Source organism: Chromohalobacter moromii (genome assembly GCF_023091865.1).
Classification (GTDB): domain Bacteria; phylum Pseudomonadota; class Gammaproteobacteria; order Pseudomonadales; family Halomonadaceae; genus Chromohalobacter; species Chromohalobacter moromii.
In genome coordinates this window covers 496,003-519,244 of sequence record NZ_JAHXDI010000002.1, presented here as the reverse complement: position 1 = coordinate 519,244, position 23,242 = coordinate 496,003, and the positions used below count along the sequence as shown (strand labels likewise).

Annotated in this window: 17 protein-coding genes; 2 read left to right on the top strand and 15 right to left on the bottom strand. The window is 61.7% G+C overall.

Annotated features, from left to right (window positions below):
• Positions 1-54: 54 nt before the first annotated feature.
• From gshA to yrfG, 7 genes are all read right to left on the bottom strand, one after another.
• Positions 55-1,617 (bottom strand): glutamate--cysteine ligase, encoded by a 1,563-nt coding sequence (gene gshA, locus KZO83_RS08910; RefSeq protein ID WP_247620680.1) that lies wholly within the window; start codon positions 1,615-1,617, stop codon positions 55-57.
• Between the two features lie 252 nt (positions 1,618-1,869).
• Positions 1,870-4,197 (bottom strand): Tex family protein, encoded by a 2,328-nt coding sequence (locus tag KZO83_RS08905; RefSeq protein ID WP_247620679.1) that lies wholly within the window; start codon positions 4,195-4,197, stop codon positions 1,870-1,872.
• Positions 4,198-4,357: 160 nt separating this feature from the next.
• A complete protein-coding gene (msrB, locus tag KZO83_RS08900; protein ID WP_040242599.1) occupies positions 4,358-4,864 on the bottom strand; it encodes a peptide-methionine (R)-S-oxide reductase MsrB in 507 nt (168 codons plus the stop codon).
• An 87-nt stretch (positions 4,865-4,951) separates the two neighbouring features.
• The gene (locus tag KZO83_RS08895; RefSeq protein ID WP_246920175.1) at positions 4,952-6,535 is read right to left on the bottom strand and encodes a phosphoenolpyruvate carboxykinase; all 1,584 of its coding nucleotides are present in this window, start codon (positions 6,533-6,535) and stop codon (positions 4,952-4,954) included.
• Between the two features lie 197 nt (positions 6,536-6,732).
• Positions 6,733-7,608: an Hsp33 family molecular chaperone HslO gene (gene hslO, locus KZO83_RS08890; RefSeq protein ID WP_178999726.1), complete on the bottom strand. Its 876-nt coding sequence runs from the start codon at positions 7,606-7,608 to the stop codon at positions 6,733-6,735.
• A gap of 50 nt (positions 7,609-7,658) precedes the next feature.
• Positions 7,659-8,051 carry an RNA-binding S4 domain-containing protein gene (locus KZO83_RS08885; RefSeq protein ID WP_178999725.1) on the bottom strand — a complete coding sequence of 131 codons (393 nt, stop codon included), beginning with the start codon at positions 8,049-8,051 and terminating at the stop codon, positions 7,659-7,661.
• A 102-nt stretch (positions 8,052-8,153) separates the two neighbouring features.
• Positions 8,154-8,828 carry a GMP/IMP nucleotidase gene (gene yrfG / locus KZO83_RS08880; protein WP_178999724.1) on the bottom strand — a complete coding sequence of 225 codons (675 nt, stop codon included), beginning with the start codon at positions 8,826-8,828 and terminating at the stop codon, positions 8,154-8,156.
• A gap of 81 nt (positions 8,829-8,909) precedes the next feature.
• Here yrfG and nudE point away from each other — a divergent pair, with 81 nt between their 5' ends.
• Positions 8,910-9,542, top strand: a complete 633-nt coding sequence (gene nudE, locus KZO83_RS08875; RefSeq protein WP_247620519.1) for an ADP compounds hydrolase NudE — start codon at positions 8,910-8,912, stop codon at positions 9,540-9,542.
• 96 nt (positions 9,543-9,638) lie between these two features.
• Here the strand turns inward: nudE and KZO83_RS08870 are convergent, their stop codons facing one another.
• Complete coding sequence (locus KZO83_RS08870) at positions 9,639-10,025, bottom strand: hypothetical protein (protein WP_246942727.1); 387 nt, start codon at positions 10,023-10,025, stop codon at positions 9,639-9,641.
• Between the two features lie 152 nt (positions 10,026-10,177).
• Positions 10,178-11,236: an oxidoreductase gene (locus KZO83_RS08865; RefSeq protein ID WP_247620518.1), complete on the bottom strand. Its 1,059-nt coding sequence runs from the start codon at positions 11,234-11,236 to the stop codon at positions 10,178-10,180.
• A 450-nt stretch (positions 11,237-11,686) separates the two neighbouring features.
• Between KZO83_RS08865 and KZO83_RS08860 the strand changes: the two genes are divergently transcribed.
• Entirely contained in the window at positions 11,687-13,630 is a 1,944-nt protein-coding gene (locus KZO83_RS08860; RefSeq protein ID WP_247620517.1) for an aconitate hydratase, read from the top strand.
• 64 nt (positions 13,631-13,694) lie between these two features.
• Here the strand turns inward: KZO83_RS08860 and ilvD are convergent, their stop codons facing one another.
• The 6 genes from ilvD to KZO83_RS08830 form a co-directional block, all read right to left on the bottom strand.
• Positions 13,695-15,407 (bottom strand): dihydroxy-acid dehydratase, encoded by a 1,713-nt coding sequence (gene ilvD, locus KZO83_RS08855; RefSeq protein WP_246895522.1) that lies wholly within the window; start codon positions 15,405-15,407, stop codon positions 13,695-13,697.
• Between the two features lie 313 nt (positions 15,408-15,720).
• On the bottom strand, positions 15,721-18,177 hold the full coding sequence (gene lon, locus KZO83_RS08850; RefSeq protein ID WP_178999887.1) for an endopeptidase La: 2,457 nt from the start codon (positions 18,175-18,177) through the stop codon (positions 15,721-15,723).
• Positions 18,178-18,268: 91 nt separating this feature from the next.
• Entirely contained in the window at positions 18,269-19,510 is a 1,242-nt protein-coding gene (locus KZO83_RS08845) for a DUF945 family protein (RefSeq protein ID WP_178999886.1), read from the bottom strand.
• Positions 19,511-19,550: 40 nt separating this feature from the next.
• Positions 19,551-21,758, bottom strand: coding sequence for an ATP-binding protein (locus KZO83_RS08840; RefSeq protein WP_247620516.1), 2,208 nt, complete (start codon positions 21,756-21,758; stop codon positions 19,551-19,553).
• A 2-nt stretch (positions 21,759-21,760) separates the two neighbouring features.
• Positions 21,761-22,171 carry a putative pterin-binding protein gene (locus KZO83_RS08835; protein ID WP_247620515.1) on the bottom strand — a complete coding sequence of 137 codons (411 nt, stop codon included), beginning with the start codon at positions 22,169-22,171 and terminating at the stop codon, positions 21,761-21,763.
• 251 nt (positions 22,172-22,422) lie between these two features.
• Positions 22,423-23,214 carry an MOSC domain-containing protein gene (locus KZO83_RS08830; protein WP_247620514.1) on the bottom strand — a complete coding sequence of 264 codons (792 nt, stop codon included), beginning with the start codon at positions 23,212-23,214 and terminating at the stop codon, positions 22,423-22,425.
• Positions 23,215-23,242: the final 28 nt, after the last annotated feature.

The following is a 23,242-nucleotide window of genomic DNA, read 5'->3' as shown; positions in this document are numbered from 1 at the left end:
TCATGAAAAAGCCTGTGCCGCAGGTGCGGCACAGGCCTTGGACAACGCTTCGACTCACGCGACGCTGAGAGGTTTACCTGCACGCTCGAAATAATGCGCCAGGAAGGTCGCGAAATCCTCGTGATCGGCGCGTTCGATATCGCCTTGCTGCTGATGCGAGGTCTCGACGAGCTGCTCGAACAACGCCTCACGCGCCCGATCCATAGGCGCTTCGCGTAACTCAGCCGCCTGTTGCTCGGCCAGTGCACGCGCTTGATCAAGGTATTCGACGCCTTCGTTGACCAATTGGGCGTAAAGCTGACCGGACGGCGTCAATTCGGGGTCGTCGAGGCGCGGCGCAAGCGCCACGAGGGCATCGCGATGCGGCGTTCCCTCCTCATTGGTGTCGAGCAACTCGGCAACACCGTCGAGCTCCGCGAAGATGTCGTGGCTCCAATCGCGTAAATAACGCTGGCGATCGCCGACACTCAGCTTGAGCTCAGGATCACGGCCACGCTCGACTACCAGGCGGCGGTTATCGTCGAGGCGGTCGCATTCTTCGTCGGGAATCCACGGGCTCTCGGAGAGCAGACACCACATCAGGAAGGTATCCAGGAAGCGCATCTGCGTTTCGTCGATACCCAACGGCGTGAAAGGATCGAGATCCAGACAGCGCACCTCGATGTATTCGACACCACGCGCCTCTAGCGCTTGGGTGGGCGTCTCATCGTGACGCGCCACTCGCTTGGGACGAATGTCGCTGTAGTACTCGTTCTCGATCTGCAGGATATTGGCGTTGAGTTGGCGCCAGTCGCCGTCCACATTGACGCCGAAACGCTGATAGTCCGGCCACGGCGTGCTGATCGCATGGCGTAGCGTGCCCACGTAGTTGGACAACGAATTGAAGCAGATCTTGAGCTGCTCCTGCACCTTGTTCTGATAGCCCAGATCGGACATGCGCAGACTTGTGGCGTAACGTCCTGCCAAGGTGTGTTCGCCCAGCGCTTCGAGGTGATCGGGTGCCGGGCCGGTGAGGAAGCTACGATCCAACGCCGGCGACGCTCCGAACAGGTACAGCAACAACCAGCTGTGACGCCGGAAGTTACGGATCAGATCGAAATAGCGGCTGGAGCGATAGCCCTCCAGGCTCTCACCGTCGCGGCCTTCGAGTTCACGCAGCATCGGCCACAGGTTCTCGGGTAGCGAGACGTTGTAGTGAACACCGGCGATGGACTGCATGATGCGCCCATAACGCACGTCGAGCCCCTTGCGGTAGACGTATTTCATGATGCCGACATTGGAGGTGCCGTAATCGGCGATGGTCACGCTGTCGTTGCCATCCAGGCGGCTCGGCATGCTTGCCGGCCAGATCAACTCATCGCCGAGCTGTCGATAGCTATAGCGCAGTAGATCACCGAGAAATGCCAAGGCGTCGTCGGGGCGACAGTAGACCGGCGTAATGTACTCGAGCAATGCTTCCGAGTAATCGGTGGTGATATAGGGATGCGCGAGCTTGGAACCCAGGGCATGGGGATGGGGCGTTTGGGCGATGCGCCCGGCGCCATCGACGCGCAAGCCTTCTTTCTCGATGCCGCGGCGCAAGCGGCCGAATCGCCCTTGGCGAGCCAGCCCGTGCATGCGCTGAATGGCGGTGGCGAGTGTTTCGGACAAGATAAATTCCCTCACGTCTGGGAAAAGCGCGGCTTTTCCCCTGGTGTCACCGGTGGATCGTGGCTTGCCGGCATCGCCGGACGATCTCATGTGTGCGGCTAACGGAAACATCGCCGAGGACAACCCGGCGGATCGTCGGCCCCCTGAGCGCGCCGCATTAAAAAACCATTATGGAGGCGGCCGGCCACCTTTCAAGGCAAATCGCGCGCACGAGGCGTTTCACGATTGGCGACGTGCCTTCGCCAATGCTTCGCCGAGCGCCCCAAGACCCTCGCTCGCCGGTTGCGAATCACGCTTGCCGCCCCCGCCACGCTGCCCGCGTGAGCGACGCGGTTCGTCGCCTCGCGAGGCATCACTCGGCGTATCGCCCATGCGCATGGACAATCCGATCCGGGCGCGCTCGAGATCGACTTGCATGACCTTCACTTTGACGATGTCGCCGGCCTTGACCACCTGCCGCGGATCCTCGACGAACTTCTCGGAGAGTGCCGAGATATGCACCAGGCCATCCTGATGAACGCCGATATCCACGAACGCCCCGAAGTGCGTGACGTTGGTCACGCTACCCTCGAGGATCATCCCTGGCTCGAGATCCTTGAGCGTTTCCACACCTTCGCGGAACTCGGCGGCCTTGAACTCGGGGCGCGGGTCGCGACCGGGCTTGTCGAGCTCCTTGAGAATATCGCTGATGGTAGGCACACCGAAGGTATCATCGACGTAATCGGCCGGATTGAGCGACTTGAGAAAGCTGCTATCGCCGACCACGCCGGCTAGGTCACGCTCATGACGCTGGGCGATGCGATTGACCACCGTGTAAGCCTCGGGGTGCACGGCGCTGGCATCGAGCGGGTTGTCGCCGTCCGCGATACGCAAGAACCCCGCGCACTGTTCGAAGGTCTTGGGCCCTAGTCTGCTGACATCCAGCAGCTCGCGACGCGACGTAAAGCGCCCCTTCGCATCGCGCTGGGCCACGATGTTCTCGGCCAGCGTCGGATTAAGACCGGAAACCCTGGATAGCAAGGCACCGGACGCCGTGTTGAGCTCGACGCCCACGGCGTTGACGCAGTCCTCGATGACCGCCTCCAGACTGCGCGAGAGCTGGACCTGGGAAACGTCGTGCTGGTACTGGCCCACGCCGATGGACTTGGGCTCGATCTTGACCAGCTCGGCGAGCGGGTCTTGTAGGCGCCGGGCGATGGAAATCGCGCCGCGCACGGTGACATCGAGCTGCGGGAATTCGCGCGAGGCGAGCTCTGAAGCGGAATACACCGAGGCGCCCGCCTCGCTGACCATGACCTTGGCAAGCGACCGCGACGCCTGCTTGACCACCTCGCCGGCGAGTTTGTCGGTCTCGCGGCTGGCGGTACCGTTGCCCACCGCGATCAGGGCCACGTCATGCTTGTCGACCAGCCCCGCCAGCGTGGCCAGGGACTGATCCCAGCGCTTCTGCGGCGCATGCGGATAAATCACCGTGTCTTCCAGATACTTGCCGGTCGCATCGACGACCACGACCTTACAGCCGGTACGCAGGCCCGGGTCGATAGCCAGAGTCGCCTTCGCCCCGGCGGGCGCTGCTAGCAACAGATCCTTGAGATTGGCGGCGAAAACCTCGATGGCCTCGCGCTCAGCGCGTTCGCGCAGGCGACTCATCAACTCGGTCTCTAGGTGGGTGTAAAGCTTGACCCGCCAGGTCCAGCGCACTACCTCCTTGAGCCAACGCGAGGCCGGCTGCGTGGCGGTGAGTGCCACGCCAGCATGCTTGGCAATGGCGACCTCGGCAGGATGAATCTCAGCGTCTTCCTCACCCGGCAGGCGAATCGCCAACGACAGCACGCCCTCGTTACGGCCCCGGAACATGGCCAGCGCACGATGCGAAGGCACTTTGGCGAACGATTCGTCGTGCTCGAAGTAATCGGAGAACTTCGCGCCCTCCTGCTCCTTGCCACTCATCACACGCGAAACAAGTTGCCCTTCACTCCACAGCCGCTCGCGCAGCAGCCCAACCAACTCGGGATCTTCGCTGAACTGTTCCATGAGGATCTGTTTGGCGCCATCCAATGCAGCCTTGGCGTCCTCGATGGCGGGCGTATCGCCTTCAGCGGCGCGAACATATTTTGCCGCTTCGGTCTCGGGATCGAGATCGGGATCGGCCAACAGCGCCTCGGCTAAGGGTGCGAGCCCGGCCTCCCGAGCGATCTGCGCCTTGGTGCGGCGCTTCTTCTTATAAGGTAGGTATAGATCCTCGAGGCGCTGCTTGGTATCGGCAGCCTGGATCAATGCCGCCAGAGCGTCGGTCAATTTGCCCTGTTCGTCGATGCTGGCAAGCACCGCGACACGGCGTTCCTCCAGCTCACGCAAATAGCGCAGACGCTCTTCCAGCGTGCGTAGTTGAATGTCATCCAGCCCGCCGGTGACTTCCTTACGGTAACGAGAGATGAAGGGCACGGTAGCGCCGTCGTCGAGCAGAGCCACAGCAGCACTGATCTGCTGGGAACGAACGGCGAGCTCTTCGGCGAGCCGAGAAACGATCTTGAGATTGGCGTCCATGATGTCCTTGACGTTCTCCGGGCCGGGCGCGAGACGCTCGGCAAAACCTCGGCCCGCGATAACGCGGGCCGTCATGTCGAAAGCCGTTTGTCGAAAACGACCTGTCACAGAAGTGGCGACAAGGTATCACAACCGCCGGCGCGACGCAGATGGCGCTTCCTTATCCCGTCTCGTCGGGCACGAACCGCAGCGCCAGGCCATTGTTGCACCAGCGCAGGCCGGTCGGCTCGGGACCGTCCTCGAAGACGTGGCCCTGATGCCCGCCACAACGCGCGCAGTGGTACTCGGTACGTGGAATCAGCAACACGAAGTCCAGTTCTGTCAGCAGGTGGCCTTCGATATGGTCGAAGAAGCTCGGCCAGCCAGTGCCGGAGTCATACTTGGTCCGCGAGGAGAAAAGCGGCAAGTCACAACCGGCACAGCGATATTCACCGGCGCGCGTCTCCTTGTCGAGCGGACTGCTACCTGCCGGCTCGGTATCGGCCTCACGCAGAATACGATAGCGCTCTTTGCTGAGTCGCTCGCGCCACTCGGCGTCATCGAGCGTGAGCACCTCGACATCCGCGCCCCGTTCCAGCGACAACTTGGGGCGTGCCAGGACGAAACCCGGCACTGCACCCAGGATTCCCGCGACACCCAACCAGCCCAAAAAACGACGGCGATGCATGACGTGTCCTCCTTGCGATACATAACGGGGAGAGCCGATGGCCGACTCTCCCCGTTAGAGGCGAATTCCACTGAATGGTTCGCTTCGTCAGGTCAGCGCAGGACCGGCGGCAACAATATCCTCGTCGACGCCTTCGAACTTGGCGAAGTTGGCGATGAACTTGTCTGCCAATACGCGCATGTGGCGTTCGTAGTCGGCGCTATCCGGCCACGCCTGACGCGGGTCGAGCAGCGTCGAGTCGACGCCCGGCACGGCCACCGGCACGTCCAGGTTCAATCCCTCGATGTGACGCGTCTCGACGTCCTTGAGGTCGCCGTTCTGGATCGCCGCGATGATCGCCCGTGTGGTGGGAATGCTGAAGCGCGAGCCACCCTCGCCGTAGGCGCCACCGGTCCAACCGGTGTTGACTAGGTATACACGCGACTCGAAGGCCTCGACGCGCTTGACCAGCAGATCGGCGTACTCGCGCGCCGGACGCGGGAAGAACGGCGCACCGAAGCAGGTCGAAAACGTCGCTTCCAGACCGGCAGAGGCGCCCATTTCGGTGGAGCCGACTTTGGCGGTGTAGCCGGATAGGAAGTGATAGGCGGCAGCTTCCTTGGACAATAGCGACACCGGCGGCAGCACCCCGCTCATGTCGCAGGTCAAAAAGATGATCGCATTGGGCTCGCCGGCCAGGTTCTCGGGCACGCGCTTGTCGATGTGCTCGAGCGGATAGGCGGCGCGGGAATTCTGGGTCAGGCCGTCATCGCTATAATCGGGATGGCGACACTCATCGAGGACCACATTCTCGAGCACCGTACCGAAGCGAATGGCCTTCCAGATGAGAGGCTCATTCTTCTCCGAGAGGTCGATGCATTTGGCGTAGCAGCCGCCTTCCAGATTGAATACGGTGCCCTCTCCCCAACCATGCTCGTCGTCGCCGATCAGGTAGCGTTCAGGATCAGCGGAGAGCGTGGTCTTGCCGGTGCCCGAAAGACCGAAGAACAGCGTGGTTTCGCCATCCTCACCAACGTTGGCGCTGCAGTGCATGGGCAGTACGTCTTTCTCGGGCAACAGGAAGTTTTGCACCGAGAACATGGCCTTCTTCATCTCGCCGGCGTAGCGCATGCCGGCGATAAGCACGCGGCGCCGGGCGAAGTTGAGGATCACCGTGCCGTCGGAGTTCGTGCCGTCACGCTCGGGCACGCACTCGAAATGCGGCGCATTGAGGATGGTCCACTCGCTCTTGCCCTTGGGGTTGTAGCCTTCGGGACGCACGAACAAGTTCCGCCCGAAAAGATTGTGCCAGGCGGTCTCGGTGGTGACACGAATCGGCAGGTAATACTCGGGGTCGGCACCGACATGCAATTCGGAGACGAAGTTGTCACCCTCGGCCAAGTAATCCTCGACACGCTCCCACAGCGCGTCGAACTTGTCGGCGTCGAACGGCTGATTGACGCTTCCCCAGTCGATCAAGTCCGCCGTGGAGGGCTCCTTGACGACGAAACGATCCTTCGGGGAGCGGCCGGTCCGCCGTCCGGTATTCGCCACGAAGGCACCGTTGTCGGCGAGATGGCCTTCACCGCGCACGATGGCATGCTCGATCAACGCGGCGCTGCTCAGATTGGTATGGGTTTGCACGGGACGTGCCTCGTGGGTTGCCGGGGAGGCGGCTGGGGTCGTGGTCATTATCGTGTCCTGGGCCCGGAGGGCGTTTCTCTCTCGTTAACCGATGCTTACTCGCCAGGGCCACCCGGACAATGGATTGCCTCTTGTGAGGACAAGGCGAGACTGAGGGGCCGTCATTATGGCAAAAAGGCTCTGCGCGGAAAACGTCGCCAGCACGGTAATGACACCGCGCGCACTTGGGCATGACGCGCGTCAGATCAATGCAGGGTCGAGGCGTCGGCGCCCGGCGACTCGATCAGCGCCTCGATATCGGCGGCATTGAAGCGATAATGGCTATGACAGAAGTGGCATTGCGTTTCCACTTCGCCTTGTTCGCGCACGATGCTGCGCAATTCCTCGGCACCCAAGCCATGCAGCGCATTGGCGATGCGCTCGCGCGTACAGGTACAACCGAAGCGTAGCGTCTTGGGGTCGAAGACGCGGGTCTGTTCCTCATGAAAGAGGCGATGGAGCAGCTCGCGTTGCTCGAGGTCGAGCAATTCCGCATCGCTCAGCGTGGTGGCCAGATGCGCGGTGCGCTCCCAGGCATCAGGATCGCTGTTGGCCTCATCGTCGGGCAGTTGCTGCAGCAGCATTCCCGCCGCACGGCGACCATCGGCCGCCAACCACAGGCGAGTGGCCAGCTGTTCGGAACGCGCGAAGTAGTCCTCCAGGCAGGCGGCCAGGCTATCGGCCTCGACGGCGACGATGCCCTGATAGCGCTGCCCCTCGCGAGGGTCGAGCGTGATCACGATCTGCGCCTCGCCAACCAGGGACGTGAGCGAGGTGTTTTCCTCGGGAAGTGCCGCTTCATCGTCAAGACGCGCGATAGCACGCAAGTCGCCCCCGGGATTGGACTCCGCCATCAGCAAACGCACGGCGCCCTGGCCACGTACCTCAAGGCTTACGGTGCCATCGAGCTTGACTGTCTCGGTGAGCAGAGCCACGGCGCTCAATAACTCGCCTAGCTGACGGCTTACGGCCTCGGGATAAGCATGCTTGTCGAGTACCTCGGCGTAAGCCTGCTGCAAGTTGACGATTTCACCGCGCACGTTGGTATCGTCGAAAAGAAAACGTTGGATCTGGTCGGTCATGATGGTTCGTCGTCAGGTTGGAAAGGCCGAAAGGGATGCCATGCCGGCATTCAATCATCGAAGCCATGGCGCTGGAAGTCTTGAATCGCACGGCGTTGCTTCTTGTCGGGGCGGCCACGTGGCCCTTGCATGCTTTGATTGGCCAGACGCCGATTCTGGGCTTCGCGCTCACGTCGCGCCTGGCTCGACGACGTTTCGCGGTAGAGCTCGCGAGCCTCGGCGGCGCCGCGGCGCTGACCGGAGAGCCCCGTCACTTCGACTTCGAGGGTGTCCCAGCCTTGCGGCACCCTGAGCAAGGCACCGAGCTCGACCGCCTTGCTGGTCTTCACACGCCCACCATTGTAGTGGACCTTGCCACCTTCAATGGCTTTCTTGGCCAGGCCACGCGTTTTGAAGAAGCGTGCCGCCCATAGCCACTTGTCGATACGGATCGTGTCGCTCATATCTCTCCCTGCATCGCCGCCTCAAGACGCGAGAACGCCCTACGAACGAAACGTGTAACGTGGGCGCCGAAGGGCGACTTTTCAAGGCGGGATGAGGAGCGATCAACGGCGCGATGCACTCGGCATATCCTGCGGCAAGAGCGTGGCGAAACGCTCCAGAGCGATGAAATTTTCCAGCTCGCGCTCGGGTCGTTGGCTGTCCGGCTGCTTGATGCCCAGCAGATAGCGAATGCCGTATTCGCGCGCGCTTTCCAACACCGCGGGGTTGTCATCGATGAACAAGGTACGCGCGGGCTCGAACGGCTCGATATCCTGCAACGCGAACCAGAACTCGGGCGCTTCCTTGGCGACACCCACGTCCGCCGACGAGACGATGGCATCGAGGTACCCTTCAAGCCCGGTCAGCGGTAACTTGAGCGCCAAACTTTCACGGTCGGCGTTGGTCGCCAGCACGACACGGGGATGCGCCTTCTTGAGCCATTTGAGGAAATCCAGCGCATCGCCGCGCAAGCCGATCAAGTGCTGTACCTCACGCTTGAGCGCGACCACATCGACGCCCAGCTCGCGACTCCAGTAGGCCAGGCTGTACCAGTTGAGCGTGCCCTGCTCGCCGATGATACGTGAACGTAGCGTATCGGCATGATGGGCATCCAGCTTGTGCAGTTCCACATAGCGCTGCGGCAAGTGTTCTAGCCAGAAATGGCTATCGAAATGCAAGTCCAACAGTGTGCCATCCATGTCGAGCAGCACAGTGTCGATGGCGTTCCAGTCAACCATGATGGGCTCCCGCCAGGGTGGATATCGAACCTAAAGCTCTCTTATTGTACGCTGCATGATAGCTACCCGCACGGAGACACCATGGCCTTTTCTTCCCATCGGGATGGCGGCATACCGCCCGAAGACACCGGCGTGGGCCATCCCAAGCCACGCCTCTTGAACCGTCGTGAAGTCGCCCGCACCCGCCTGTTCGCCGTCGAAGAACTCGAGTTGCGCTTCGACAACGGCGCCGAGCGCACTTTTGAACGCCTCACGGGCAGCGGTAATGGCCATGGCGGTGGCGCCGTGATGATCGTCGCCATGACGGACCCGGAGCATGTGTTGCTGATTCATGAATATGCTGCGGGTTTCGATGACTATGCCCTGACCTTGCCCAAGGGGCTCGTCGATCCCGGTGAGGACATCGTCAGTGCGGCCAATCGCGAGCTAATGGAAGAATGCGGCATGGGTGCGCAACGCATCGAACCGCTGGTGGAACTCTCCCTGGCGCCCAATTACATGAGCCACCGCATCCATGTGATGCTCGCCACCGACCTTTATGAGAAGCGCTTGCCCGGCGATGAACCGGAGCCCTTGATCGTCGAACGTCATCCTATTGAGGATATCGCCTCCCTATTGGCGCGGGAGGATTTCCACGAAGGACGCGCCATCGCCGCCCTATTCATCGCACGCGACCGATTGCGTAACGAGCGCACCCACGAACAGTGGTGGTGAGCCACCGTCCAAACGCGACGAAGCCCCGCCGTGGCGGGGCTTCATCGTATCGCTTCCTAGCGTGACAGTGGCCCAGTCCATGGACCATCAAAACGATCATTCTTCGGGATCGACATCCTGCGCGGAATCCACACCGTGGTTGTCTGCCGGATCATCCATGCTTTCCGGTACCGGACCATCATCCGCATCGGGAGCCGCGGCAGTGCCACCCTGTGCAGCAGTGTCACCCTGCTCGGTATTCGCCGAGCCGGTTTCGGTGCTCAGGCCTTCCTGATCACCACCGGGGATGCTGTCTTCTCCGTCGACATATCCTTCGGTTTCACCACTGACGGTACCACCTTCAACTTTGGTAGACCCTTCCGCGGTGTTGGCTGACCCTTTCTCACTGCTGACATCCGGCGCCGAATCATCTTGCGCGAAGGCACCCGCAGTGGGCAGTGCTAGGAGCGCGGCGAAGGTCAGTGCGGTCAGTTGCTGTTTCATGCGAATCCTCCTTAATCCTTTACGCCTTCACATTCAGGTGAAGTGTGTGGGTTATGCGAGTAAAAGGTTATCGCTCAACCCTATACAGACCCTAGACAAGGTATTCGCATGATGCAAGGAAAAACCACCTACCGAGCGCCTGCTCGAAAGCCTCAATGCGCCACCAAGTGCTCGAAAGCCCCGTGTTGCGCACTGCGTCGACCCGCTTCGAGCACCTGCATCACCGCCAGGGCTTGCTCCGCTGGTACGGGGTTCTTCCCCTGCCCCCGTATCGCTTCGCGAACGCCCGCATAATACGCCGGATAATTGCCCGCGCGTGTAGGCACTTCCCGCAATTCAGGGCGCGCACCGGCGTCGTGCACATTGGTCACCGTATGCAGCCCATGCTGATGATCTTCGCCCCATCCCGGCGTGGGCAGACGCTCGCCGCGCTTGAGCATCTCCTCCTGCGGGTCGAGCCCATGCTTGACGTAGCTACCATGCGTGCCATACACGGAGAAGCGTGGTGCAGGCGCCGCCATCAGACTGCCAGCATGCAGAATGATCCGCTGCTGCCCATAGCGGAGCACGGCATGAAAATAATCGTCGACCTGTGCACCGTCGCGCTGGCACGCCTGATCGAGCAAGATCTCCTCGGGCATACCGAACAGTACCAACGCCTGATCGATCAAATGCGGCCCCAAGTCATACCAGATGCCACCCCCCGGGGCGGCCGATTCACGCCAGCGCGTCTTGACCTCGGGCCGGTAACGGTCGAAATGCGATTCGAAATGCGCGATACGCCCCAGATCGCCACTCTCGAGCAGGTCCCGCACGGTCAGGAAGTCCGCATCCCAACGCCGATTGTGGAAGACAGAAAGCAGCTTGCCCGCCCGCGAGGCTTGTTCGACCAGTGACGTCGCCTCGTCGAGGGTGACCGTGAAGGGCTTGTCGATCACCACATGCTTTCCGGCGGACAGGGCCGCACTCGCCAGATCGTAGTGCGTATCGTTGGGGGTGGGGATCACCACCAGATCGATATCGTCGCGCGCGAAGAGCGCGGCCGCGCTGGCTTCGACCTCAACCTGCGGCCAATCGGCCGCCACCTTAGCGGCATCGCTGCTGGAGATTGCTCGCAATGTCATGCCGTCATCCGCCATCAACAGCGGTGCATGAAACGTCTTGCTGGCAAAACCGTAACCTACCAACCCCACATTGATCTTGTTGGTCATGCGTGAATCCCTTCTGCTCCTGCGCCCTCGGGCGTCAACCCACAGGACGGCGCGATGATGCCCACCCGTACGCGCGGTGACAAAGCGTCACTAAAAACCTCGGCGACTTGGCTTACGAGCGCCATACTGAAAGCTGGGCTTCACTCACCCTGCCACGTTACCGGGAGAGACGTTATGTGTTGCTCGGAAGAGAGTCTCGAGCTGCTACTGGAAACATTATGGTACGACATCGAGCAATGGCTAATGATGGATGACGCCGCTCAGGCTTGGCAACTTGCCGCCTGACGTGGCGTCCCCCCCCCCCTATTTCGAGGCTGCCCCCGGCCTTTCGTGGCGAGCCTTGTCTGGCGATGATTGCCCGTCACTGGCAGCGGCCACATGCTCGGTCCGTGAAGCCGACGATGTCTGTCCTACACTGAAGGGACGAATTTCACCATTGGGGACATCATCATGCGTCACACACCCCGTAACGTTACCCAGAAGCTGATCGCCTCGCACCTCGTCAGCGGCGACATGACGCCGGGCGCAGCCATAGGCCTGAAAATCGACCAGACCCTCACTCAGGATGCCACCGGCACCATGGTAATGCTGGAGCTGGAAGCCATGGCGCTCGACCGCGTCAAGACAGAGGTCTCCGCCCAGTACGTCGATCACAATCTGATTCAGGAAGACAACAAGAACCCGGACGACCACCGCTTTCTACAGACCTCGGCGGAACGTCTCGGTGTGTGGTTTTCACGCCCGGGCAACGGCGTCAGCCACCCCACACACCAGCAACGCTTCGGCAAGCCCGGCAAGACCCTGCTGGGATCCGACAGCCATACCCCGGCCGCCGGCTCGCTGGGCATGCTGGCAATCGGCGCCGGCGGCATCGACGTCGCCATGGCGATGGCCGGCGAGCCCTTCCATACGCGCATGCCAGAAGTCTGGGGCGTGCGTCTCGAGGGCCATCTGCCCGACTGGGTCAGTGCCAAGGACGTGATTCTCGAGATGCTACGCCGCCATGGCGTCAGCGGCGGCGTGGGACGCATCATCGAATATTATGGTCCCGGCCTCGAGCAGCTTTCGGCGATGGACCGCCATGTCATCGCCAACATGGGCGCGGAACTCGGTGCCACTACCAGCGTATTCCCCTCCGATACGGCGGTGAAGGCGTTCCTCATTGCCGAGGGGCGCGGCGAGGATTGGCACGAACTGTTGCCGGACGACGGATGCAGCTACGACCGCCACGAGACGCTCGACCTATCGCAACTCGAGCCTCTGATTGCCACCCCATCGAGCCCCGGCAATGTCGTCCCCGTTCGCGAGGTAGCCGGCCAGCCGTTATCGCAGGCGTATGTCGGTTCTTCAGCCAATCCTGGCTACCGCGACTTCGCTATCGTCGCCGCCATGCTCAAGGATCAAACCATCGACGATAACGTCTCGTTGGAGATCAACCCCACCTCGCGCTCGATTCTCGAAACGCTGACCCGCGACGGCCACCTATTGAGCCTGCTGGGTGCCGGCGCCCGCCTGCACCAGGCCGGCTGCAATGGCTGTATCGGCATGGGGCAGGCGCCAGCCAACGATACCAACAGCCTACGCACGGTGCCGCGCAACTTCCCCGGTCGCTCAGGCACGCGCGAAGACCGCGTCTTCCTGTGTAGCCCGGAAACCGCAGCGGCCTCGGCGCTCAAGGGCATGATCACCGACCCTCGAACGCTGGACATGGCCTACCCACAGGTGCGGGAGCCTGACGACCCGATCATCAACACCCGCACCCTGATCGCTCCCATGGAGGCGTCCAAGGCGCGCAAGGTGCACCTGATCAAGGGACCGAATATCGAGTCGCTGCCGAATTTCGAGCCGCTCGAGACACAGCTGGACCTGCCGGTGCTGGTCAAGGCCGGCGACGATGTCTCCACCGACGAGATCATGCCGGCCGGCGGCGAGGTGTTGCCCTACCGTTCCAACATCCCCAAGATCGCCGAGTTTTCCTTTCGCGGCGTCGTCGACGACTATGCCGACCGTGCCCGCGAGACAGGCGATCATATCGTCATCGGTGGCGAGAATTACGGCCAAGGGTCGAGCAGGGAGCATGCCGCCATCGCCCCGCGCTACTTGGGCATGCGTGTCGTCATCGCCAAGAGCTTTGCCCGTATCCACCACCAGAACCTGGTCAACTTCGGTGTGCTGCCGCTGACCTTCGCCGACGACAACGATTACGATGCGCTCGAGGTCGATACCCGCATCGGCTTCGATAAGCTAAAAGAAGCGCTGGAAGCTGGCGATCCCGTGACGGCGCAGGCTGACGGTAGAACGCTGACGCTCGAACATACCTTGACCCCACGCCAGGTCGAGATCTTGTTCAGCGGCGGCCTGATCGCCTGGATGCGCGACCACAAGGCCGCCTGACAAGCCCACCAATGAAAAGCGGCCCCCGCAGGGGCCGCTTTGGTGATGCAAAGAAAACGCCGCCTCAGTCGTCCAGCGCTTCGGGCAGATCGGTGACTGCCCCTTTAGACGCGGAGCTGACCGTCTTGGCGTACTTGGCCAGCGTGCCACGCGTGTAGCGCGGTGCCGGACGCTTCCAGGCCTCGCGACGCCGATTCATCTCGTCGTCGCTGATATGCAATGTCATCACGTCATTCTCGGCATCGATAGTGATCTCATCATGATCTTCGATCAGACCGATGGGGCCACCCACGAAGGCTTCCGGCGTGATGTGCCCGACCACGAAACCGTGACTGCCGCCGGAGAAACGCCCATCGGTGATCAGTGCGACCTTGTCGCCCAGGCCGCGCCCCATGATCGCCGAAGTTGGCGTCAGCATCTCGCGCATGCCGGGGCCACCCTTGGGACCTTCGTAGCGGATGACCACCACATCCCCGGCAACCACGGTCAGATCATTGATCCGCGCCTGTGCTTCCTCTTCGGAGTTGAAGACTCGCGCACGCCCCGTGAAGCGCGTGCCTTCCTTGCCGGTAATCTTGGCGACCGCGCCTTCCGGTGCCAGATTGCCATAGAGAACGCGCAAGTGGCTGGAGGTTTTGACCGGCTTGTCGAGCGGCTTGATGATGTCCTGATCCATCGGGTACGGCGCCACATCGGCCAGATTCTCGGCCAGCGTGTTACCAGTCACGGTCAGGCAGTCGCCGTGGAGCAAGCCCGCGTCGAGCAGGATCTTCATCATCGGCTGGATACCACCGATGGCTACCAGCTCACTCATCATGTAGTGGCCGCTCGGACGCACGTCCGCCAACACTGGCACGCGTTTGCCGATCTCGGTGAAGTCGTCGAGCGAGAGCTCGACGCCAATGGTGTTGGCAATCGCCAGCAAGTGCAGCACGGCGTTGGTCGAACCGCCCAGCGCGATGACCACGGTAATGGCGTTCTCGAACGCCTTGCGGGTCATGATGTCGGAAGGCTTGAGATCCAGTTCGAGCAGCTTGAGCACGGCTTCGCCAGCGGCGCGGCAATCGTCGTTCTTGGTCTGCGAGACCGCTTCCTGCGCCGAGGAGTTGGGCAGGCTCATGCCCATGGCCTCGATAGCCGACGCCATGGTGTTGGCGGTGTACATGCCACCGCAGGAGCCCGGCCCCGGAATCGCCGTCTCCTCGATCTGCTTGACGTCGATCAGTGACATGTTGCCCTGAGAATAGGCACCCATCGCCTCGAACACCGAGACGATATCGGTATGCCCGGCGCCGGGCTGGATGGTGCCGCCATAGACGAAGATGCTGGGGCGATCGAGACGCGCCAGACCGATCATGCAGCCCGGCATGTTCTTGTCGCAGCCACCGATGGCGACCACGCCGTCGAAGCCCTCGCAGCCGGAAACGGCTTCGATGGAGTCGGCGATGATCTCGCGCGAGGCCATCGAGTACTTCATGCCCTCGGTGCCGTTGGCGATACCGTCGGAGATGGTGATGGTATTGAACACCACGCCCTTGCCCCCGGCGGCGTCGGCGCCGTCACTAGCTGCATCCGCCAGCACGTTGATATGGCTGTTGCACGGTGTGACGCGACTCCAGGTCGACGCGATACCCACCTGCGGCTTCTTGAAATCCTCATCGGTAAAGCCTACCGCACGTAGCATGGCGCGACTGGCCGCCTTGCCCGGGCCGTCGACCACATTGGCGGAATGGCGGCGACGCGGATCGGCGTTCTCCGGAAAGTCCTGCTGGCTCATCAAGTGCTCCTTTTCGTCTGGTAGGCCCGAGGGCGAATTATGGGCGACGCATGCCGGCTGGGATGATGCAGCGATAAGACGAGCGACGTGCGTCCAATGTCACGGTCACATGACGTTGCGCGGGCCTCGTGTTTCTTGGGTAAGGCGGCTCTCGTGAAGCGGCTCTTCTAGTGAAACGACCTGGATAAAGCGACTCGCCATGCCCCGCGCAGAAAGGGGTACGTCCATTGTAACGACGTTGGGCGCGATCGGACATCCGATCGCGCCCAATAGTGAGCACGTGAACACGCTCCTTCAGGCAGCGCCTATACGACTAGCCGAAGACCACCTTAGCCACGTCCCGGTAGCGATTGGCGAAGTGCACGGTCATCCCCTGCTTGAGATAATCGGGCAGCTCCTCATAATCGCGACGGTTGGGCTCGGGCAGAATCAGCTCGAAGATATCGCTGCGCCGCGCGGCAATCACCTTCTCGCGAATACCCCCCACCGGCAGCACCTGGCCGCTCAGCGTCAACTCGCCGGTCATCGCCAGGGGGCGGGCCAGGGGCTGCTGCTTGGCCAGCGACAGCAGAGCCGTGGTCATCGTCACGCCAGCCGAGGGGCCATCCTTGGGCGTGGCACCCTCGGGCACGTGCATATGCACATGCGCCTCGTCGAAGAAGGTCGAGTCGGCGCCGAACTCCTTGAGATGCGCCATCGTATAGCTATAGGCGATGTTCGCCGACTCCTGCATCACGTCGCCCAACTGGCCGGTGAGCTTGAGACCGCGCGATTTCGCGTGCACGCGTGCCGCTTCGACCGGCAACGTCGCCCCGCCCATCGAGGTCCATGCCAGCCCGGTGACCACGCCGACGCCCTTGAGCACTTTTTCCTTACGGAACGTCGGCGCACCCAGGAAGTCCTCGAGGTTGTTGACCGAGATCTTGACCGTATCCTGCTCGTTTTCGAGCATCGTCACCGCCGCCTTGCGCACGATGCGGTGCAGCTGCTTTTCCAACTGACGCACCCCAGCCTCGCGCGCATAGCCTTCGATCACGCGTCTGAGTGCGGCATCGGTGAGGTTGATGCGCTTCTTGGGAATGCGATCGCGCTCGAGCAGCTTGGGCCACAGATGGTGCTTGGCGATGGCCATCTTTTCCTCGGCGATGTAGCCCGACAGGCGGATTTGCTCCATACGGTCGAGCAGCGCCGGCGGCAACGAATCCAGCGTGTTGGCGGTGCAGACGAACAGTACCTTGGAAAGATCCATACGCACGTCGAGATAATGATCGAGGAAATCGACGTTTTGCTCAGGATCGAGCACTTCGAGCAGCGCCGAGGCGGGATCGCCCTGGAACGACTGCCCCATCTTGTCGACCTCATCGAGCATGATCACCGGATTTTCGACCTCGACTTCCTTGAGCGCCTGCACCAGCTTGCCTGGCATCGCGCCGATATAGGTCCGCCGATGGCCTTTGATCTCAGCCTCGTCGCGCATGCCGCCTACCGAGAAGCGATAGAACTCGCGTCCCAAGGCTTCGGCGATGGAGCGCCCCACCGAGGTCTTGCCCACGCCTGGAGGGCCGACCAACAGTAGGATCGAGCCACCGACATCACCCTTGAAGGTACCTTCGGCGAGGAACTCGACGATGCGCTCTTTGACGTCCGTCAGGCCATCATGGTCGCGATCGAGAATCTTGCGCGCTCGGGGCAGATCGAGCTGGTCCTCGGAGGTGATCCCCCACGGCAGCGACGTCAACCAATCCAGGTAGTTGCGCGTGGTGCCGTATTCCGGCGAGCCGGTCTCGAGCACCGAGAGCTTGCCCAGCTCGTCCTCGATGCGCTCCATGACGCGCTCGGGCACTTCCAGGTTCTCGAGACGTTCGCGGAACGTATCGACATCGTTATCGCGATCGTCCTTGGAGATGCCCAGTTCGCGCTGGATGACCTTGAGTTGTTCTCGCAGGAAGAACTCGCGCTGGCGGTCCTGCATCTGCGCGTTGACCTGCTCGCTGATCTCGCTTTGCAGCTGCGCCACCTCGATTTCCTTGCGCAGCAGCGGCAGCACCTTCTGCATGCGTGCCATCACCGGCAGCGTCTCGAGTACTTCCTGCAACTCGGGCCCTTTGGCCGAGGTGATGGCCGCGGCGAAGTCGGTCAGCGGCCCAGGCTCATGAGGGCTGAAGCGATTGAGATAATGCTTGAGCTCTTCACCGTACAGCGGATTGATCGGCAGTAATTCCTTGATGCCATTGATCATCGCCATGGCATAGGCGCGAGCTTCCTCGTCACTGGCCTCGATGGATTCCTTGGGATAGGTGACCTCGACCAAGTACGGCGGGGTCTTCGACAACCAGCGAACGATGCGAAAACGCCGCACCCCTTGGGCGATGAACTGGATCTGCTGTTCTTCGGTCTGTGAGCGGTGGACCTTTACCGCCGTACCGATCTCCGGGAAGTCACCGGGCCCTAGCTCATCGACACCGGAATCGCCGACGAAAGCCACCCCGACGCTTTGGTGCGGCGTATTGCCGACCCGCTCCATGGTGTCTTCCCAGCGTTCGCGGTGGATGACCAGTGGCTGCACCTGTGCAGGAAAGAACGGTCGGTTGTGAATCGGCAGTAGGTAGAGGCGCTCGGGCAGGTAGTCCTGCGTCGGCACCACCGCGCGTCCTTGGGAGGTCGATTCCTGCCCGTCTCGCGTCGAGGAATTTTCCTCTTCGGCGTCTTGCCGGGCCTCTTCGAGTTCGGCGTAAAAATCCCGGGATTGATCCTGATCGCGTTCGCTCATCATTCACCTTGAAAGTCGTCGGGCAAATTGCCCGTTTGCCAAGAGGAATGCGGGCGTCACCGGCGAACTTCAAGCCTACGTGGGATGATGCTTACCAACGCAGCGCACGCTCATTGACGCGCCATTGGCCGGCGTCGACGCGAAAAACCAAGCGCGGCGTTTCCGGTGGAAGCCCCAGATGCAGGGCCAAAAGCGCCGGCGCATCGACAAGCGTGATATGACCATCGAGACGTTGCTGGAGATGGCGCCAGAAGGCGGGAGATGTCACCGGAGTGGCCATCAGAGAGGCCGATTCGTCACCGTCGAGCGTCAACTCTCCGAAGGCGCGGCTGTCGATGCCGAAGGCCTCGCTGGTCACTTGCAGGGTCTCCAGCGTGAGTCGCGGTGAATCGCGCAGCACATTCACTATCAAAGGGGTCAACCGCGCCCACCGCGACGTCGCGTCGACCGAGGCCACGTCACGGCCACTGCCAGCGCCCAAACCCTTTTCATGAATGCGTGCGATTAGAGCACGCAGGGCATCGGCATCGACGCGCTCCAATCCCAGCGACATGCGTCCCGAGGCCACCGACTGTCCCGCCACGGCGATATTCGCCACGTTGCCTTCACCATGATAGCCGAAGGTATCATCGTCGAGGCGCAGATCGGCCTCGAAGTCCAGTGCGTTCAGCGAGAACGGCGCACCCTCGTGCCAGGCCAGCGACGCCAGGGACAGGTCCATGCTGTGATGGAAGTTTTGCGCGTCGCCCCGGTGACGACCCTCGACGTCGAACTTCCCGAGTTCGAGCGACGCCTCGCCCAACGATACGCGCCACGGCGCCGAGCGTAAGTGATAACGCACATCCCCGGCATGCCCATTCAACATCAGCTCGCCGGCGCCGACTTCCAGCGACGCTGCCTGGGGCAGCACACCACGTGAGGTGAACGCAGACCATGTCAGCCGCCCTTTCATATCGCCCGATAACGTTCGATAGGTCGCCTGCCATGTCGGGGCGACATCCGCTGCCAACAGCGTCTCCCCTGCGCGAGTCACAACCGCTTCACCATCGAGATGGCTGCTCAGAACGCCATGGCGAACGTGATAAGGGAGCGCCACACGCAGCGAACTGCCTTCCACCACAACGGTTTCCAGACGCAGAACGCCGGAGGAATGCCACCACCCTTGTTCGACATCATGCCGAGAGGCCTGCCATCCCTCACGAGCGTCCAGCCGTGCGGTCAGGCGTTCCAGCGCCTGTTCACCGGCATGACTCGACCACGCCTGCGCCGCGCACCAACCAATGCCGAACAACAAAAGCAGGCAGCCCCCGCCGATCCAGCGTTTTTTGTGCATTATGATGTCTCCAGATGAAGCGAGGCGCGTGCACGCCTCTTCAGGCGGGCATGTCATTGGCCATGCGCAACGCTTGACGCGACGAGGTGATGGTGGGGCGCAGCATTCTCCACTGCCGACCGGCTTCGTCCGAATCCGCCTGGCGCGCCGTGCGCTCCAGGCAATCACTGCCGTGTACCAGGCGCGTCAAGGCCAGCGACGATGACTCGCCCTTGAGGCGATGTGCCAGTTCAGCCGTGCGCGTCATATCTGCGTCGGCGACGGCCGCCTCGAGCGCCTCCTCCAGCACCCGCGACTGATACTGCCAGGCCGCCACCAGTGCGCTACGCTGCGCCGCACCCAACGTGTCACCAAGCATCGCGAATTCCTGGCGATCGAGGAGTGCCGGTAGCGTATCCGCCGACGCCGTCACGGCAGACGAGCGCACTTCGTCAGGCGTGATCGTCTCTTCCAGATCACGTACGCCGAAGCGCACGAGGATATCGACCAGGACGTGCTGGCGTATGGGCTTCGTCAACACCTCCGCCATGCCGGAGGCCAAAGCGCGTTGGTGTTCTTGGGTGGTGACGCTCGCGGTCATCGCGACCAGAGGGGTGGCCTGGTTGGGACCGTTCTGGGCAATGATCCGTCGTGCCGTCTCCGGCCCATCGAGCTTGGGCATACGAATATCCAGGAAAATCAAGGCGAATGGCGTGTGCTCGGTCAGTTCCAAGGCCGCTTCACCGCTGTCGGCGATATGCACCGTATGTCCAAGACGTTCGAGCATGGCCACGGCCACCTGGCGATTGACGGGATTGTCCTCAATCACCAGCAGGGGCGCCGTACGTGCCGCTGTCGCGTTCCATGTTTCTCCTGATGGAATGTGCTTTCCATCCTTACCGGCGTCGTGGGGCAATGGCAGCTCGAACCAGAAGCGGCTGCCCTGGTTGGCCGGACTCGAGACGCCGATACGCCCCTGCATGGCTTCCACCAGACGCTTGCTGATGGCCAGCCCCAGGCCGGTCCCATTCTGCGTGGCTGCTCCCTGGTAAAAAGGCTGAAACAAACGTTCGCGGTCGACATCCTCGATGCCGCAACCGGTGTCGCTTACCTCGAAATGTATCCAATCGCCACGCATCGGTTTGACGATCAGCGTCACGCTACCTTGCCGCGTAAACTTGAGCGCGTTGGAGAGAAGGTTGAGCAACACCTGGCGCAAGCGCCCCACATCGCCGACCAGATACTCGGGTAACGCCGGCGAGACGACACTCGCGAACTCGACACATGTGGCGCGCGGCTCGAGCAATCGCATCAAGGACCCGACAAGCTCGGGGAGAGAAAACATCTCACGCTCGATGTCCAGATGCCCAGCCTCGATCTTGGAAAAGTCCAGTAGATCGCTGATCAACACCAACAACTGTGAACCGCTGTCGTGGATGGTTTCGACATATTGATGCGAGGTTTCATCCAGCGTGCGCTCGCGCAGTAGTTCCGTCATACCCAGTACACCGTTGAGCGGCGTGCGTATCTCATGGCTGACGGTGGCTAGGAAATCCGATTTGGCCTGGTTGGCGGACTCGGCATGACGCGCGGTGTCCTGAAGCTCCTGGCTCAGATGCTCCAATGCCCGGCGCGCCGCGATATTCTCTCCCGCCTCCTGGAACAGGAAACGGATCACCAATACGGTGGCACCGCACATCAGCAAGATCAGCGCTAGCAAGGCGGCATACAGTGCCAACTGCACTTCACGCTCACGCGTCTTGGATTCGGCGAGATAGGCGTTGACCGACACGACGAGGCGCTCGCTGAGGCCGCTCAGCGTCTGCAAGCGTTCATCTAATGAGGAAAGCTCGGGTGACTCGGGGGACATTCGCGTCAAGGCGGCATCCAGTGCATCGCTGCGCGACAGGATCTCCGGCAACAGCGCGCGCGCTTCGGGCAACGACTGAAAAAGCGCGGCGATTTCGCCTTCGCGTAGCAGATTGATGCGGCTATACAGCAATTCGAAGCGCATGCGCACGTCATCGAACTCGCCCGGATTCTGTTCGGCCTGCAAGACGGCATTGCGCATCTGAATGGTTTCCCGATCCAGCTTGTAGGCCGCCCAGGCGGCGTCGCCGGCAACGCTCTTGGCCAGGACTTCCTGTCGCCAGATGATCAAGCTGACCACCACCAGGGCCGCAACGAAAAACAGGATCGCCGCGCAGGCCCCAAGCTTGAGCCGCATCGGCAAACGCGACACGAGATGGATACGGGAGCGCCAGACCATCATCATTCCACGACAATACGCGCGACCTGCCAGACCGAGCGGAAACGCACTTCCTCAGTCTGCAGTTCGGGGTAATCATCGAAAGGATAGAGCACGAACAACGGGCCGTACTCACGCACCGGCATCGGCTCGCCATCGCGCTGCATGGCTAGAATGACGCCGTACTCTTTTGCCTCGGTCAGCGGTACGTCGGCAGCGAAATCATTCAACGCGACGACGTGCAGCGAATCGCCGCGAGCGCCGACCGCGTCATAAATTGCGCCCAGCAAAGGGCCTTTGAAATGCGATGCACCTGCGGTCCAGGGGGTATGCGTGACGGTAGTGCCTTGTGGCAATGCCTGCAGCATGTCGCGGTCGAAGCGTGCCACACCATTACCGTTGGTACGCGAGATATCCCCCTCCACGGTCAACATGACCTTTCCTTCGGGAGCCGGCAATGGGTGAGCATGTACCACCGACACACAGGACATGAACACAAAGAAGCCAAGTCCGGCCGTCATGCCTCGACGCCTCAGGCATTGCCTCAGCGTCATCAAGATACTCATGATTAGCCGTTCCCATCCGAGTGCGAGCAAAAACGTCATACCGCTATCAATGACCCTACCACCGCAACATGGTGCTTGCATGCCAGACTCGGTTGCCGAATATCGTGGCCGGTCTATTTTCACTCCAGCACCTCGAGACGATCATGACACGTGATGCGGCCTTCGTTTTCGGCAATCAGGTTCTGCCCGAAATACACCTTGCCGCCCTCGCCGCGCCGGTAACCGGCTAGCGTGCGCAAGGGTTCGCGCCCCTCCTTGAACGTACCCGTGGCGGGATCGACGCTAACCATCGCGCAGCGAGCGCATGGCTTGGCGACACGGAAAACGACCTCGCCCAGACGGATGCGTCGCCACTCGTCCTCGGCATACGCCGAGGTACCGGCGATCACCAGGTTGGGGCGAAACTGCGCCATGAGATGCTGCTCAGCCGTGCGCGTGTTGAGATCGGCCAACGAGGCCTCGGAGATCAATAACAGCGGGTAACCATCGGCAAAGCTGACGCGCTGTTCGATGGAGCGCCGATAACGTGCGGATTGCTCACCCAGCCACAACAACCGCGCGGGTTCGCCCGCCACCTCACTGAACCAGGCATCAAGGCGTGCATGCGTGGTCCAGGCATCGAAGTCGTCGGCCCATACCGTAGTGGCGAACGTTGCTAGATCGAAGGCCCCCACCGCCAGTTCCAACGCGGGCAGTTGCGGATGCGACAGGCCCAGCGTTTGACCGTCGAACGTCGCGGTCACGCACTGCAACTGTGGATGCGTGCGGGCGGTCAGGAAGGTGCCATCGGGCTTGGCAACCATGAAACGTCGATCACCCACTATCCCTTCCAAACCGACCCATGCCGATTCTTGCATACGTCCCGCAGTAGATTTGATGGGATAAAGGTGAATCGTGGACAGCGACGCCATGGCAACCTCATTGGGGGCTAGGGGATTG

What these genes read in the sequence shown, in the direction of transcription:
- gshA (WP_247620680.1), bottom strand. Translation starts at nt 1,617, where the DNA reads ATGCACGGGCTGGCTCGCCAAGGGCGATTCGGCCGCTTGCGCCGCGGC.
- KZO83_RS08905 (WP_247620679.1), bottom strand. Translation starts at nt 4,197, where the DNA reads ATGGACGCCAATCTCAAGATCGTTTCTCGGCTCGCCGAAGAGCTCGCC.
- msrB (WP_040242599.1), bottom strand. Translation starts at nt 4,864, where the DNA reads ATGCATCGCCGTCGTTTTTTGGGCTGGTTGGGTGTCGCGGGAATCCTG.
- KZO83_RS08895 (WP_246920175.1), bottom strand. Translation starts at nt 6,535, where the DNA reads ATGACCACGACCCCAGCCGCCTCCCCGGCAACCCACGAGGCACGTCCC.
- hslO (WP_178999726.1), bottom strand. Translation starts at nt 7,608, where the DNA reads ATGACCGACCAGATCCAACGTTTTCTTTTCGACGATACCAACGTGCGC.
- KZO83_RS08885 (WP_178999725.1), bottom strand. Translation starts at nt 8,051, where the DNA reads ATGAGCGACACGATCCGTATCGACAAGTGGCTATGGGCGGCACGCTTC.
- yrfG (WP_178999724.1), bottom strand. Translation starts at nt 8,828, where the DNA reads ATGGTTGACTGGAACGCCATCGACACTGTGCTGCTCGACATGGATGGC.
- nudE (WP_247620519.1), top strand. Translation starts at nt 8,910, where the DNA reads ATGGCCTTTTCTTCCCATCGGGATGGCGGCATACCGCCCGAAGACACC.
- KZO83_RS08870 (WP_246942727.1), bottom strand. Translation starts at nt 10,025, where the DNA reads ATGAAACAGCAACTGACCGCACTGACCTTCGCCGCGCTCCTAGCACTG.
- KZO83_RS08865 (WP_247620518.1), bottom strand. Translation starts at nt 11,236, where the DNA reads ATGACCAACAAGATCAATGTGGGGTTGGTAGGTTACGGTTTTGCCAGC.
- KZO83_RS08860 (WP_247620517.1), top strand. Translation starts at nt 11,687, where the DNA reads ATGCGTCACACACCCCGTAACGTTACCCAGAAGCTGATCGCCTCGCAC.
- ilvD (WP_246895522.1), bottom strand. Translation starts at nt 15,407, where the DNA reads ATGAGCCAGCAGGACTTTCCGGAGAACGCCGATCCGCGTCGCCGCCAT.
- lon (WP_178999887.1), bottom strand. Translation starts at nt 18,177, where the DNA reads ATGAGCGAACGCGATCAGGATCAATCCCGGGATTTTTACGCCGAACTC.
- KZO83_RS08845 (WP_178999886.1), bottom strand. Translation starts at nt 19,510, where the DNA reads ATGCACAAAAAACGCTGGATCGGCGGGGGCTGCCTGCTTTTGTTGTTC.
- KZO83_RS08840 (WP_247620516.1), bottom strand. Translation starts at nt 21,758, where the DNA reads ATGGTCTGGCGCTCCCGTATCCATCTCGTGTCGCGTTTGCCGATGCGG.
- KZO83_RS08835 (WP_247620515.1), bottom strand. Translation starts at nt 22,171, where the DNA reads ATGTTGACCGTGGAGGGGGATATCTCGCGTACCAACGGTAATGGTGTG.
- KZO83_RS08830 (WP_247620514.1), bottom strand. Translation starts at nt 23,214, where the DNA reads ATGGCGTCGCTGTCCACGATTCACCTTTATCCCATCAAATCTACTGCG.